Origin of the sequence: Rubrivivax sp. JA1055 (genome assembly GCF_020966565.1) — a bacterium.
Classification (GTDB): domain Bacteria; phylum Pseudomonadota; class Gammaproteobacteria; order Burkholderiales; family Burkholderiaceae_C; genus Rubrivivax; species Rubrivivax benzoatilyticus.
Map to the genome: position 1 here is coordinate 180170 of NZ_JAJKFP010000005.1, position 13567 is coordinate 193736.

Sequence of the window (13567 nt, forward strand, 5' to 3'; positions counted from 1 at the left end):
GATGAACCTCAATTCAGCACCCGACAGCGCGGCGCAAGATGAGCCGCACCGAGGCTCCCGAGAGCCCTGCCGAGGAGAAGACGATGTCCACCCAACTGACGGCGGGCCAGCGGGCATGGCTGGAAGCCGCGCTCGTGCAGCGGCAGCACCAGCTCGACCGCCGGCTCGAAGACCACCACCAGGGCCTGTCGCGCGCCGAGCACGCGCACGAGCTGCGCGAGCAGGATCACGACGACCAGCCGCAGCGTGAGGACGAGCGCGACGTCGACATGGCGCTGTCCGACCTGGAGCTGCGTGAACTGGGCGAGGTCAGCGCCGCGCTGCGCCGGCTGCAGGCCGGCGCGTACGGCCGCTGCGCCGACTGCGACGAGGCGATCCCGTTCGACCGGCTGAAGGCCGAGCCCTGGGCGCTGCGCTGCGTGGCCTGCGAGAGCCGGCGCGAGCGCCAGCCCTCGCGCTAGCCGGGAGCTGTCAGGCCGCGGCCTTCACCTTCAGCCGCCAGGCGTGCAGCAGCGGCTCGGTGTAGCCGGACGGCTGCTGGGTGCCCTTGAAGACCAGGTCGCAGGCGGCCTGGAACGCGGCGCTGTCCTTGGCACGGCCGGCCATCGGGCGGTAGGCCGGGTCGCCGGCGTTCTGCTGGTCGACGACCTTGGCCATGCGCTTGAAAGTGGCACGCACCCGCGCCTTGTCGACGACGCCGTGCTCCAGCCAGTTGGCGATGTGCTGGCTGGAGATGCGCAGCGTGGCGCGGTCTTCCATCAGGCCGACGTCGTGGATGTCGGGCACCTTGGAGCAGCCGACACCCTGGTCGACCCAGCGCACGACGTAGCCGAGGATGCCCTGCACGTTGTTGTCGAGCTCCTGCTGGATCTCGGCGTCGCTCCACTTGGCCTTCTTGACCACCGGCACCGTCAGCAGGCCTTCGAGCAGGGCCTCGCGCTCGGCGTCGACGTCGGTCTTCTCCAGCGTCTTCTGGATCTTGAAGACGTCGACCTGGTGGTAGTGCATCGCGTGCAGCGTTGCCGCGGTCGGGCTGGGCACCCAGGCGGTGTTGGCGCCGGCCATCGGGTGGGCGATCTTCTGCTGCAGCATCGCGCCCATCAGGTCGGGCATGGCCCACATGCCCTTGCCGATCTGCGCCTTGCCGCGCAGGCCGCATTCCAGCCCGACGAGCACGTTCTGGCGCTCGTAGGCCTGGATCCAGGCGGTGGTCTTCATGTCGCCCTTGCGCAGCATCGCGCCGGCCTGCATCGCGGTGTGCATCTCGTCGCCGGTGCGGTCGAGGAAGCCGGTGTTGATGAAGGCCACGCGGTCGGCGGCGGCGGCGATGCAGGCCTTGAGGTTGACGCTGGTGCGGCGCTCCTCGTCCATGATGCCGAGCTTGACGGTCGCCTTGGGCAGGCCCAGCAGCGCCTCGACGCGGCCGAACAGCTCGCTGGCGAAGGCCACCTCGGCCGGGCCGTGCATCTTCGGCTTGACGATGTAGATCGAGCCGGCGCGCGAGTTGACGATGCCGTTCGCGCCGTGGCGCTGCAGGTCGTGCAGCGCGATCGTCGTCGTCACGACGGCGTCGAGGATGCCTTCGGGGATCTCGCGCCCGTCGTCGCCGAACAGCACCGCCGGCGTCGTCATCAGGTGGCCGACGTTGCGCACGAAGAGCAGCGAGCGGCCGTGCAGCACGACCTCCTCGCCGTTCGGGCCGGTGTAGCGGCGGTCGGGGTTCAGGCCGCGCGTGAAGGTCTTGCCGGCCTTCGTGACCTGCTCGGTCAGCGTGCCCTTCAGGATGCCCAGCCAGTTGGAATAGGCCAGCACCTTGTCGGCGCCGTCGACGACGGCCACCGAATCTTCCAGGTCGAGGATGGTCGACAGCGCCGCCTCGACGACGAGGTCGCAGACGCCGGCCGGGTCGGAGGCGCCGATCGTCGTGCCGCGGTCGATGCGCAGGTCCAGGTGCAGGCCGTGGTGCACGAACAGCACCGACGACGGCGCGGCGGCCTCGCCCTGATAACCGACGAACTGCGCCGGCTTCTTCAGCGCGACGGTCTTGCCGTCCTTCAGCGTCACGACGAGCTGGCCGCCTTCGACGCGGTAGCCGGTGGAGTCGAGGTGCGAACCCTTGGCCAGCGGCACGGTGCGGTCGAGCACGTGGCGCGCGTACTCGACGACCTTGGCGCCGCGCACCGGGTTGTAGGCGCCGGCGCGCGTGGCGCCGTCGGTCTCGGGCAGCGCGTCGGTGCCGTAGAGCGCGTCGTACAGCGAGCCCCAGCGCGCGTTGGCGGCATTGAGCGCGTAGCGCGCGTTGGTGATCGGCACGACGAGCTGCGGGCCGGCCTGCAGCGCGAGCTCGCTGTCGACGTTCTTCGTCGTCGCCTTCACCTTGGCCGGCACCGGCACCAGGTAGCCGATCTTCTCGAGGAAGGCGCGGTACTTGGCCATGTTCCTGATCGGGCCCGGGTGCTTGGCGTGCCAGGCATCGAGCTCGGTCTGCAGCCGGTCGCGTTCGGCCAGCAGCGCGGCGTTCTTCGGCGCCAGGTCGGCGACGAGGGCGTCGAAGCCGGCCCAGAAGGCAGCGGGCTCGATGCCGGTGCCGGGCAGCACCTGGTCTTCGATGAAGCGGGCCAGCAGCGTGTCGACGTGCAGTCGGTGGAAGGTCGTGCGCATGAGGAGGCGTTTCAGGAAGGGAAGAACGAAAGAACCTCGCGCAGGCTGGTGCCGGTGCGCGTGGGGGCGGTGTCGAACGGTTCGGGCGGCAGGCCGGCGCGGTTGACCCACAGCGTCGTGAAGCCGTACCAGGTGCCGCCGAGCGCGTCCCAGCCGTTGCTGGAGACGAAGAGGATCTCGCGCGCGGCGACACCCAGCGTCGCCGGCGCCAGCGCGTAGGCGGCGGGGTCGGTCTTGTAGCGCTGCGCCGGCTCGACGCTGATGACGTGCTGCAGCAGCGGCGCGAAGCCGGCGCTGCGCACCGCGACGGCCAGCATCTCGGGGTCGCCGTTGCTGAGGATGGCCGCCGGTACGCCACGCGCCTTCAGCGCCTCCAGCACCTCGCGGCCCTCGGGGAAGGCGCTGAGGTGCCGGTACTGGTTCATCAGCCGGTCCTCGGTGGCGGCGTCCAGCGCCAGGCCGCGGCGCGCGGCGGCGTAGCGCAGGCCGGCGCGCGTGAGGTCCCAGAACGGGCGGTAGCGGCCGCTCATCGACACCAGCCGCGTGTAGTCGATCTGCTTGTCGCGCCAGAGCTGGGCCAGCGCCTCGCCGTGGCCCGGGAACAGCTGCTCGGCGAGCAGGCCCACGCTGTAGACGTCGAACAGCGTGCCGAACGCGTCGAAGACGACGGCGCGGGGCGGGGCGGGCGTGCGGGCGACCATGGTGCAGAGGAATCTAATCGCCGCCGCGGCCGCGATTGCGTACGCCGGAGTTCGGAGTCCTGTGCACCAGGCGCACGAAACCGGCCCGATTCCAACCTTCAAGGCACGGAGCCAGCGTAAGATCAGCCGGCAATCCGGCTACCGGAATCACGAATCCCGCCGATGCCGCGCCTCAAGCAGATCGAATCCTTCGTCGCCGTCGCGACCAAGGGCAGCCTCACCGCCGCAGCCCAGGCCGAGGGCGTGGCACCGGCCGTGGTCGGGCGGCGCATCGACGCGCTGGAAGAGCGGCTGGGCGTCAAGCTGATGCTGCGCACGACGCGGCGCATCACGCTGACCCACGAAGGCAGCGCCTTCCTGGAGGACTGCCAGAAGGTGCTGGCCGACCTGGGCAACGCCGAGGCCAGCGTCAGCGCCGGCGGCGTCAAGGCCAGCGGCCATCTGCGCATCACCGCGCCGGCCGGTTTCGGCCGCCGCCACGTCGCGCCGCTGGTGCCCAGCTTCATGGCCGAGCATCCGGACGTCAGCCTGTCGCTGAACCTCAGCGACCGCGTCGTCGACATCGTCAACGAGGGCTTCGACTGCGCGATCCGCGTCGGCGACCTGGCCGACTCCAGCCTCGTCAGCGTGCGCCTGGCCGACAACCGGCGGCTGTGCGTGGCCTCGCCGCGCTACCTGCAGCGTGCCGGCGTGCCGCGCACGCCGGCCGACCTGGCGCGCCACGAGTGCCTGACGCTGTCGTCGGACGCCAGCCAGACGCGCGGCTGGGCCTTTCTCGTCGACGGCCAGGTGCAGCACCTGCGCCCGACGGGCCGGCTGGACTGCAGCGACGGCCAGGTGCTGCACGCCTGGTGCCGGGCGGGCCTGGGCATCGCCTGGCGCAGCACCTGGGAGGTGCAGCAGGACATCGCCTCGGGGCAGCTGGTGGCGGTGCTGGAGGAGTTCTCCGCGCCGCCGAACGGCATCTACGCCGTGTTTCCGCAACGGCGGCTGCTGCCGCTGCGGGTGCGGCTGTGGATCGACTTCGTCAAACACAGCTACGGCGACCCGGGCTACTGGGCCCGGGCCGCCGTCTGAAGCAGGAAACTCACTTGGCCGACAGGCACTCCTTCATGAAGGCCTTGCGCTCGTCGCCGGTCTTGCCGGCGGCCTCGGCGTTGCAGGTCTTCATGCGTTCCTGCGGCGTCGCCTTGGCCGGCTTGGCCGACAGGCATTCCTTCATGAACGCCTTGCGCTCGTCGCCCTTGCGGTCGCCGGCGTCCTGGTTGCAGGTCTTCATCTTGCTCTGCTGCGCCGTCTCGGCGGCCAGCGCCGTGCCGCAGGCCAGCAGGCCCGCGATCGCGGCGGCGATGATCGTGCTCTTCATGTCGTTTCTCCTGGTCTGCCCTCCGGGGCCGGCGTCGATTGGATCAGAGGCCCGGGCCGCGGGCCAGGGGCAATCGTGGCGAATTTCCAGCCCGATGCTTGTGGCCGGCCGCCGCGGGCCGGAAGATAGGCGCCCATGATCTCGCTGGAGGGTGTGCCCTCGGCCCTCGTGGCCCGCAATCAGAGCTGGGTGCGCCAGCAGGCGCAGTCGCTGGTGCGCCACCTCCCGGCCAATGTCGAGAAGGCCGACCTGATCCAGGTCGGGCTGATCGCCGTGGCCCAGGCCTCGCTCAGCTTCGTCTGGGACGGCGACCCCGACACCGCGGAGGCGCACGAGGCCTTCGCGCGTTATGCCCGCCAGCGCGTCAAGGGCGCGATGATCGACGAGCTGCGCCAGATGGACGTGCTGACCCGCGCCCAGCGCCGCAAGATCAAGGTGCTGCAGATCGCGCGCGAGCGCTGGCGCTCGACCAACGGCGGCGAGGCCGGCCTGGCCGAGCTGGCGCGGCTGTGCAAGATGGACCTGGAGGAGGTGGCGCTGCTCGAGCAGCTGGCCCAGGCGAGCCAGCAGCGCAGCAGCAGCGGCGAGGACGACGAGCCCGAGTTCACCGAACGCCACCACCCGGCCACCGAGAAGGACGAGGTCGAGGCGCGGGTGGACACGGCGATCGTGCTGCGCCACCTGGAGACCTTCTTCGCCCAGCTGCCGGAGCGCGAGCGCCGCGTGATCGACGCCTACCTCGGCATCGGCATGTCGCCGGTGGAGCTGGCGGCGTCGCTGAAGGTGACGCCGTCGCGGGTCTCGCAGATGTACCACGGGCTGCTGCGGCGCATGGCGCAGCGCTTCGGCACCGCGCCGCAGCAGCGCGCCACCGACCGCACCCGCCGGCCCGACCGCGCCGACATGGAGGCGCTGGTCGCCCAGCGCGAGCGCGAGCTGCAGGCGCGCCCCGAAGCCGGGCCGTGGGGCGCGATGATGGAAGACGTGCTGGTCTCGCCGGCCGAACGTTTCGGCGTGCACATCGACGTGCCCGAAGGCACGCGCTGGTAGGCGTGGAACGGGCACGCGCCGAAGGCACGTGCTCGTTCAAACGAGCTGTTGGGCGCGGAACGCGCACGCGCCGAAGGCACGTGCTCGGTGCACGCTGAACGGCGCAAAGGCACTCGTCAGACTGACTGGAGCCTCGCTCGCGGAGGGAGGCTGGAGGGAGCCGTCGAACAAGCTGGAGCACCCTCTCGGAGGGGCTCGGGGGAGCCGTACGCAAAGCCGCAGGCTAGGCGTCGGCGAGGCTTCTGCCGCGCCGACGCCTAGAGGATGCGGCGCGGATGCGCCAGCGCCTCGTGCGCGGCGTGCAGCCGGCGCACCAGCACGCCGATGAAGGCCTGGTCGAAGCGGTGGCGGGTGTCCATCGACAGCTGCACCAGCGTCTCCGGCGTGAACGAGATGCTGGTCAACGGCTCGGACACCAGGATGTCGGCGCTGTGCACACGCAGCTCCTCGCTGGGCGCCAGGTAGGCCATCTCGCCGACCGAGGTGCCCATGCCCAGCCGGGCGACACGCTGGCCGTCGCGGTAGACGTCCACCTGGCCGGCGGCGACGATGTGGAAGGCGTTGCCGGTGTCGCCCTTGCGGAACAGCGCGTGGCCGTAGGGGAAACGCTGCCACTTCGCGCGGTGCACCACCTCCCAGAGCTCGACGTCGCCGAAACGCGAGAAGAACTCCAGCTTGCGCAGCAGGTTGAAGCGCTCGGAGTCGAGCACGTTCTGGGCGTGGCCCTGCGTCACCTCGCGGTTGGCGACGAGTTCGGACAGCGCCTGCGCGAACGCGCTCCAGTCGGCCGGGCGCTCGTCGCGCTTCTTGGACAGCGCACGCAGGATCAGCGCCTCCAGCCGCGGCGGCACGCCTTCGCGCAGCAGGCCCAGCGCCGGCGGCTCGGCGCGGTAGATCTGGTGCATCAGCGCCGGCTGCTGCTGGGCGTCGAACGGCGGGCGCCCGGCGATCAGGTGGTACAGCACCGCGGCCAGCGAATAGATGTCGGCGCGGCAGTCCAGCGTGTCGCCGTCGAGCTGCTCGGGCGACATGTAGGCCAGCGAGCCGACGCGGTAGATCTGGGTGCGCTCGGTGTCGAAGTTGAAGACGCTGCCGAAGTCGGTGATCTTGACGTCGACGACCTGGTCGCCGTCGACCACCGCCAGCAGGTTGGCCGGCTTCACGTCGCGGTGGATCAGGCCCTGGCGGTACATGTAGTCCAGCGCCATCGCGCACTTGAAGCCGATCTCGACGATCTGGTCCAGCGGCAGCAGCGCGTCGGCACGGCAGAAGCGCCTGAGCGTCGAGCCGGGCACGTACTCCATCACCAGGTACGGCGCCTGGCCGTCGGCCACCGCGTCGAGGATGCGCACGACGTTGGGGTGCTGCAGCCGGCCGACGAGCGCCGCCTCGGCGGCGAAGAAACGCTGCTGGAAGTGGCTCTCGCGCGAGTCGGCGGCCAGCGCCGGGCGCACGCGCTTGATCGCCACGTCCTCCTCGCGGAACTCGTCGCGGGCGCGGAAGACCTCGCTGGTGGCGCCCTCGCCCAGGCGCTCGAGCACCCGGTACTTGCCGATGCGCTCGGGCAGGTCGGGGTCGAAGAAGGTGGACGTCGTGGTGGGGGCGTCGGTCATCGTCTCGGGCCGTGTGGGGCCGGCCGATGTTGCCACCTTCGCCGCGCCCCGGCGAGCCCGCGCCGGGAGCAGGGCCCAAAAGTAGAATCGGCCGATGATCCAAGCCAAGCAAGAGCTGCTGCAGGCGCTGGCCGCGGCGCTGGCCGAACTGGCCCCCGGCGCCGCCCCGGTCGCCGCGTTCGAGTCCCCCAAGCAGGCCGCCCACGGCGACCTCGCGATCACCGCCGCGATGGGGCTGGCGCGCACGCTGAAGAAGAACCCGCGTGAAGTCGGCCAGCAGCTCGTCGAGCTGCTCGGTCGCCAGCCGGCCTTCGAGCGCTGGGTGCAGGCCCTCGAGATCGCCGGCCCGGGCTTCATCAACCTGCGCCTGAAGCCGGCGGCGCGCCAGGCCGTCGTCGCCGAGGTGCTGCAAGGCGGCGAGGCCTTCGGCCGCAAGCCGGCCGGCGCCGGCAAGCTGATGGTCGAGTTCGTCTCGGCCAACCCGACCGGCCCGCTGCACGTCGGCCACGGGCGCCAGGCGGCGCTGGGCGACTCGATCTGCCGCCTGTTCGAGTCGCAGGGCTGGGACGTGACGCGCGAGTTCTATTACAACGACGCCGGCGTCCAGATCCAGAACCTGGCCACCTCGACGCGCTGCCGCCTGAAGGGCCTCAAGCCCGGCGACGACGGCTGGCCCGAGTCGGCCTACAACGGCGACTACATCGCCGACATCGCCGCCGACTTCGCCGCGAAGAAGACGGTGCACGCCGACGACCGCGCCTTCACCGCCTCGGGCGACGCCGACGACGTCGACGGCATCCGCCAGTTCGCCGTCGCCTACCTGCGCCACGAGCAGGACCTGGATCTGCAGGCCTTCGGCGTGCGCTTCGACAACTACTACCTCGAGTCCAGCCTCTACGCCGACGGCCGCGTCGAGGACACCGTGCGCCGCCTCGTCGACGCCGGCAAGACCTTCGAGGACGGCGGCGCGCTGTGGCTGCGCAGCACCGACTACGGCGACGACAAGGACCGCGTGATGCGCAAGTCCGACGGCAGCTACACCTACTTCGTGCCCGACGTCGCGTACCACATCGCCAAGTTCGAGCGCGGCTTCACCAAGGTCATCAACGTCCAGGGCAGCGACCACCACGGCACGATCGCGCGGGTGCGCGCCGGCCTGCAGGCCGCCGGCGTCGGCATCCCCGCCGGCTACCCCGACTACGTGCTGCACAAGATGGTCACCGTGATGAAGGGCGGCCAGGAGGTGAAGATCTCCAAGCGCGCCGGCAGCTACGTCACGCTGCGCGACCTGATCGACTGGACCAGCCGCGACGCGGTGCGCTACTTCCTCATCAGCCGCAAGGCCGACACCGAGTTCGTCTTCGACATCGACCTGGCGCTGAAGGCCAACGACGAGAACCCGGTCTTCTACGTCCAGTACGCGCACGCGCGCATCTGCTCGGTGCTGGCGCAGTACCAGGGCGAGACCGACTTCGCCGGCGCCGACCTGTCGCGGCTGACGGCGCCGTCGGAATACGCGCTGATGCTGCAGCTGGCGGCCTACCCGGGCATGCTCGAGCGCGCCGCGGCCGAACACGCGCCGCACGACGTCGCGTTCTACCTGCGCGACCTGGCCGCGGCCTTCCACAGCTACTACGCCAGCGAACGGTTCCTCGTCGACGACCCGGCGCTGGCCCGCGCGCGCATGGCGCTGCTGGCGGCCACCGCCCAGGTGCTGCGCAACGCGCTGGGCATGCTGGGCGTGTCGGCGCCGACCTCGATGTCGCGCGCCGCCGCCGAAGAGGTGCCGGCGTGAAGGGCCAGCGCGGCGGCTTCGCGCTCGGGCTGATCGTCGGCCTGCTCGCCGGCCTGGCGATCGCGCTGGCGGTGGCGCTGTACATCACCAAGGCGCCGGTGCCCTTCATCGACAAGGTTCCGCAGCGCACCGCCGAGCAGGACAGCGCCGAGGTCGAGCGCAACAAGCGCTGGGACCCGAACGCGCCGCTGGCCGGCAAGCAGCCGCCGCTGCCGGCGGCGGCCGCCTCGGCGCCGACGGCCGCACCGTCCGCGCCGCCGACGGCCGCGCGGACGCCCGCCAGCGCCCCGGCCGCGCAGGGTGGCTCCACCCGCGATCCGGCGGCCATCCTCGCCGGCCAGTCCACCGACCGGGCCGCTGAAGCGTTCGTGTACTTCGTGCAGACCGGCGCGTTCACGCGCACCGAGGACGCCGAGCAGGAGCGCGCCCGCCTGGCGATGCTCGGCTTCACGGCCAAGGTGAGCGAGCGCGAGCAGGCCGGCAAGACGATGTACCGGGTGCGCACGGGCCCCTACGGCACGCGCGACGACGCCGAGGCTGTCCAGGGACGGCTGCAGGCGGCGAACATCGACGCCCGGCTGGTCCGCGCCGAGAAGCCCTGAGCAGGGAACCCGGCACGGGTGCGGCCGGTCCCATGCGACGACACCGATCACTCGAAAGGAAACTCATGAAGCGGCGCGATTTCTCGATCCAACTGGCCGGTGCGGGCCTGGGCCTGGCGATGGCCGGTGGCGCCCGCGCGCAGGGCGGGCCGGTCGAGGGCACGCATTACGTGCGGCTGCAGACGCCCGCACCGACCTCGATCCCCGAGGGCAAGAAGGTCGAGGTCGTCGAGTTCTTCTGGTACGAGTGCGGCCACTGCTTCAACTTCGAGCCGCTGCTGGAGACCTGGAGCAAGCGCCTGCCGGCCGACGTCGTGTTCCGCCGCGTGCCGGTGGGCTTCACCGCGCGCCACCAGATCGCCCAGAAGATCTTCTACGCGCTCGAGGAGATGGGCCAGGTCGGCGCGGTGCACCGCAAGGTGTTCAACGCGATCCACGTGCAGGGCAAGCGCCTGCTGTCGGAGTCGGACATCATCGACTTCATGGTCGCCAACGGCCTCGACGGCAAGCGCTTCGGCGACGCCTTCCGCTCGTTCAGCGTGGCGACCAAGGCCAGCCGCGCCAAGCAGCTCGCCGACGCCTACAAGATCGACGGCGTGCCGGCGATGGGCATCCAGGGCCGGTACTACACTTCCGGCGCCCTGGCCGGCGGCCACGAGCGTGCGCTCGCGGTGGCCGACTTCCTGATCGCCCGCTCCCGCCAGGGCGCCTGAGCCCGGGCCCGCGCCGGGTCTTGATCCGGCGCATCGGCCTCGCAACGCGGGGCCCGCGAACCCTGTTCGACGGCACGAACTTGTGGCTAGAATGCTTGCAAGTTTCGTGCCGAAAATGACGCTCCGTTTCGCCCTCCTCCGCCGTGCCGCACCGCTGGTGCTGGCGCTGCTGTGCGCCGCCGCGGCCGCCGAGCGCGCCGACCGCGAGCGCCAGATGGTCGTCGAGGCCGACCGGCCGGGCTCGGTCGACCTGCAGCGCCAGCTCGTCGAGTTCAACGGCAACGTCGTCATCACCCAGGGCACGATGGTCATCCGCGCCGACCGCGTCGAGCTGCGCGAGACGGCCGACGGCTACCGCGCCGCCACCGCCATCGGCAGCGCCGGCCGCCCGGCGAGCTACCGCCAGAAGCGTGACGGCGTCGACGAGGTCGTCGAGGGCGTGGCCGACCGCATCGAGTACGACGGCCGCGCCGACACGCTGCGTTTCATCGGCAACGGCGCGGTGCGCCGGCTGCGCGGCGCGGTCGTCGCCGACGAGATCACCGGCTCGCAGATCGTCTGGGACAACACCGCCGAGACCTTCAGCGTCGCCGGCGGCGAGACGACCCGTGCCAACCCGAGCGGTCGCGTGCGCGCGGTGCTGAGCCCGCGCAGCGACAAGGCGGCCACGCCGCCGGCCGCGCCGGCCTCGGCCGCGCCGCTGGCGCCGGCGCGCTCGCTCGGGGGCCAGCGCTGATGGAAACCGCCGTCGCGGGCAGCCGGCTCGAAGCCGAGAACCTGCAGAAGAGCTACGGCCAGCGGCGCGTCGTCAAGGACGTGCACCTGTCGGTGGCCGCCGGCGAGGTCGTCGGCCTGCTCGGCCCCAACGGCGCCGGCAAGACCACCACCTTCTACATGGTCGTCGGCTTGGTGCGTGCCGACGCCGGCCAGATCCGCATCGACGGCCGCCCGGTCGAGCGCCTGCCGATCCACCAGCGATCGCGCCTGGGGCTGTCGTACCTGCCGCAGGAAGCGTCGATCTTCCGCAAGCTGACCGTCGAGGAGAACATCCGCGCCGTGCTCGAGCTGCAGCAGGGCCCGGACGGCCGGCCGCTGAAGCCGGCGCAGATCCAGGAGCTGCTGGACAAGCTGCTGCACGACCTGTCGATCGAGAAGCTGCGCGACTCGCCGGCGCCGGCGCTGTCCGGCGGCGAGCGCCGCCGCGTCGAGATCGCCCGGTCGCTGGCCACGCAGCCGCGTTTCATCCTGCTCGACGAGCCCTTTGCCGGCGTCGACCCGATCGCCGTCATCGAGATCCAGCGCATCATCGCCTTCCTCAAGTCGCGCGGCATCGGGGTGCTGATCACCGACCACAACGTGCGCGAGACGCTGGGCATCTGCGACCGCGCCTACATCATCAGCGAGGGCAGCGTGCTCACCGAAGGCACGCCGCAGGCGATCGTCGAGAACGCCGAGGTGCGCAAGGTCTACCTCGGCGAGCATTTCAAGATGTGACGCGCGGCCGATGAAGCCCTCCCTCCAAGTCCGCCTGTCGCAGCATCTGGCGCTGACGCCGCAGCTGCAGCAGTCGATCCGGCTGCTGCAGCTGTCGACGCTGGAGCGGCACCAGGAAGTCGAGCAGATGCTCGAGCAGAACCCGTTCCTGGAGATGGACGAGGACGCGGCGACACCGTTCGACGCGCCGGCCGAACGTGCCACCGTCGACCGCGTCGCCGAGCGTGACGACGGCGACGGTGCCGCCGAGCCGGCACCGGCCGAGGTCGACGCCGCCGAGTTCGGCACCACCGAACGCGACGACTGGGAGAACGGCACCGAGCGCGACGACTTCGACGGCATCCGCGAGACCCCGGCCGCGGCAGCGCCCGAAGGCGACGACGACCTCGACCCGCAGGAGCGCCGCGCCAGCGCCGGCACGCTGCAGGACCACCTGCGGCGCCAGATCGCCGGCATGCGGCTGTCGGCCGAGGACGCTGCGGCACTGCACGTGCTGATCGAGTCGCTGGACGACGACGGCTACCTCGCCGACCCGCTGGAGGACATCGCCGCGCGCCTGGCCGACATGCTGGACCTGGACGACGAGGAGCAGCGCGAGGCCCTGGCCGACCGCCTGCAGTGCGCGCTGCGCTGGCTGCAGAGCCTGGAGCCGACCGGCGTCGGCGCACGTTCGCTGTCCGAGTGCCTGGTGCTGCAACTGCGCACGACGCCGCGCTGCGAGGCGCGCGAGGTCGCGATCCGCATCTGCGAGCACTCGCTGGAGCTGCTGGCGCGGCGCGACGTGAAGAAGCTGACCGCCGCCACCGGCGCCGGCGAGGACCTGCTGCGCCAGGCGCAGGCACTGATCGTCGCCTGCGAGCCCAAGCCGGGGCGGCCGTTCGCGCCGGCCGAGTCGAACATCATCGTGCCCGACGTCATCGTCCAGAAGTCGGGGCGCGGCTTCAAGGTGCTGCTGAACCCGGACGTGATGCCCAAGCTGCGCATCAACGACCTCTACGCCCAGGCGATCCGCGGCCAGCGCAACGGCGCCGGCGGGCTGTCGTCGCGGCTGCAGGAGGCGCGCTGGTTCATGAAGAACATCCAGCAGCGTTTCGACACCATCCTGCGTGTGTCCAAGGCCATCGTCGAGCGCCAGAAGGGTTTCTTCACCCACGGCGCGATCGCGATGAAGCCGCTGGTGCTGCGCGAGATCGCCGACGAGCTGGGCCTGCACGAGAGCACGATCTCGCGCGTGACGACGGCCAAGTACATGGCCACGCCGCAGGGCACCTTCGAGCTGAAGTACTTCTTCGGCAGCTCGCTGAACACCGAGGCCGGCGGCAACGCGTCGAGCACCGCTGTGAGGGCGCTGATCCAGCAGCTCGTCTCGGCCGAGGACGCCAGCAAGCCGCTGTCGGACAGCCAGCTGTCGCAGATGCTCGAGGAGCAGGGCATCCAGGTCGCGCGCCGCACCGTCGCCAAGTACCGCGAGGCGCTGAAGATCGCGCCGGCCTCGCTGCGCCGGGCGATCTGACGCGACCACAGCCCAGGGTCAGGTCCCGCAGGACCTGACCCCGTCCTCCGCCGCGACGC

General features: G+C 71.2%; 13 protein-coding genes. 9 read left to right on the forward strand and 4 right to left on the reverse strand.

Annotation, left to right across the window (positions count from 1 at the left end; translation table 11 throughout):
- Positions 1 to 83: 83 nt before the first annotated feature.
- On the forward strand, positions 84 to 461 hold the full coding sequence (locus LOC65_RS07540) for a TraR/DksA C4-type zinc finger protein (RefSeq protein WP_230247103.1): 378 nt from the start codon (positions 84 to 86) through the stop codon (positions 459 to 461).
- A gap of 10 nt (positions 462 to 471) precedes the next feature.
- Here the strand turns inward: LOC65_RS07540 and LOC65_RS07545 are convergent, their stop codons facing one another.
- Both LOC65_RS07545 and LOC65_RS07550 read right to left on the reverse strand, forming a co-directional pair.
- Positions 472 to 2661: a malate synthase G gene (locus tag LOC65_RS07545; protein ID WP_230247104.1), complete on the reverse strand. Its 2190-nt coding sequence runs from the start codon at positions 2659 to 2661 to the stop codon at positions 472 to 474.
- A gap of 11 nt (positions 2662 to 2672) precedes the next feature.
- Entirely contained in the window at positions 2673 to 3362 is a 690-nt protein-coding gene (locus tag LOC65_RS07550; protein ID WP_164963516.1) for a haloacid dehalogenase type II, read from the reverse strand.
- A gap of 162 nt (positions 3363 to 3524) precedes the next feature.
- Between LOC65_RS07550 and LOC65_RS07555 the strand changes: the two genes are divergently transcribed.
- The gene (locus LOC65_RS07555; RefSeq protein ID WP_009855381.1) at positions 3525 to 4439 is read left to right on the forward strand and encodes a LysR family transcriptional regulator; all 915 of its coding nucleotides are present in this window, start codon (positions 3525 to 3527) and stop codon (positions 4437 to 4439) included.
- Between the two features lie 10 nt (positions 4440 to 4449).
- Here LOC65_RS07555 and LOC65_RS07560 read toward each other — a convergent pair whose 3' ends face one another.
- A complete protein-coding gene (locus tag LOC65_RS07560; RefSeq protein ID WP_009855382.1) occupies positions 4450 to 4728 on the reverse strand; it encodes a PsiF family protein in 279 nt (92 codons plus the stop codon).
- 135 nt (positions 4729 to 4863) lie between these two features.
- Here LOC65_RS07560 and LOC65_RS07565 point away from each other — a divergent pair, with 135 nt between their 5' ends.
- The gene (locus LOC65_RS07565; protein ID WP_009855383.1) at positions 4864 to 5778 is read left to right on the forward strand and encodes a sigma-70 family RNA polymerase sigma factor; all 915 of its coding nucleotides are present in this window, start codon (positions 4864 to 4866) and stop codon (positions 5776 to 5778) included.
- A gap of 257 nt (positions 5779 to 6035) precedes the next feature.
- Here LOC65_RS07565 and LOC65_RS07570 read toward each other — a convergent pair whose 3' ends face one another.
- Positions 6036 to 7391 carry a serine/threonine-protein kinase gene (locus tag LOC65_RS07570; protein WP_009855384.1) on the reverse strand — a complete coding sequence of 452 codons (1356 nt, stop codon included), beginning with the start codon at positions 7389 to 7391 and terminating at the stop codon, positions 6036 to 6038.
- Positions 7392 to 7485: 94 nt separating this feature from the next.
- Here LOC65_RS07570 and argS point away from each other — a divergent pair, with 94 nt between their 5' ends.
- The 6 genes from argS to LOC65_RS07600 all read left to right on the forward strand — a co-directional run bounded on the left by argS (position 7486) and on the right by LOC65_RS07600 (position 13508).
- Positions 7486 to 9186, forward strand: a complete 1701-nt coding sequence (gene argS, locus LOC65_RS07575) for an arginine--tRNA ligase (RefSeq protein WP_230247105.1) — start codon at positions 7486 to 7488, stop codon at positions 9184 to 9186.
- Positions 9183 to 9788 (forward strand): SPOR domain-containing protein, encoded by a 606-nt coding sequence (locus LOC65_RS07580; RefSeq protein WP_029718884.1) that lies wholly within the window; start codon positions 9183 to 9185, stop codon positions 9786 to 9788. The genes argS and LOC65_RS07580 overlap by 4 nt, the downstream gene beginning before the upstream one ends.
- A gap of 65 nt (positions 9789 to 9853) precedes the next feature.
- Positions 9854 to 10501 carry a thiol:disulfide interchange protein DsbA/DsbL gene (locus tag LOC65_RS07585; RefSeq protein ID WP_009857860.1) on the forward strand — a complete coding sequence of 216 codons (648 nt, stop codon included), beginning with the start codon at positions 9854 to 9856 and terminating at the stop codon, positions 10499 to 10501.
- Between the two features lie 115 nt (positions 10502 to 10616).
- Positions 10617 to 11237, forward strand: coding sequence for a lipopolysaccharide transport periplasmic protein LptA (gene lptA, locus LOC65_RS07590; RefSeq protein WP_009857861.1), 621 nt, complete (start codon positions 10617 to 10619; stop codon positions 11235 to 11237).
- A complete protein-coding gene (gene lptB, locus LOC65_RS07595; RefSeq protein ID WP_009857862.1) occupies positions 11237 to 11995 on the forward strand; it encodes an LPS export ABC transporter ATP-binding protein in 759 nt (252 codons plus the stop codon). The genes lptA and lptB overlap by 1 nt, the downstream gene beginning before the upstream one ends.
- Before the next feature lie 10 nt (positions 11996 to 12005).
- The gene (locus tag LOC65_RS07600; RefSeq protein WP_230247106.1) at positions 12006 to 13508 is read left to right on the forward strand and encodes an RNA polymerase factor sigma-54; all 1503 of its coding nucleotides are present in this window, start codon (positions 12006 to 12008) and stop codon (positions 13506 to 13508) included.
- The last annotated feature ends 59 nt before the right edge of the window (positions 13509 to 13567 follow it).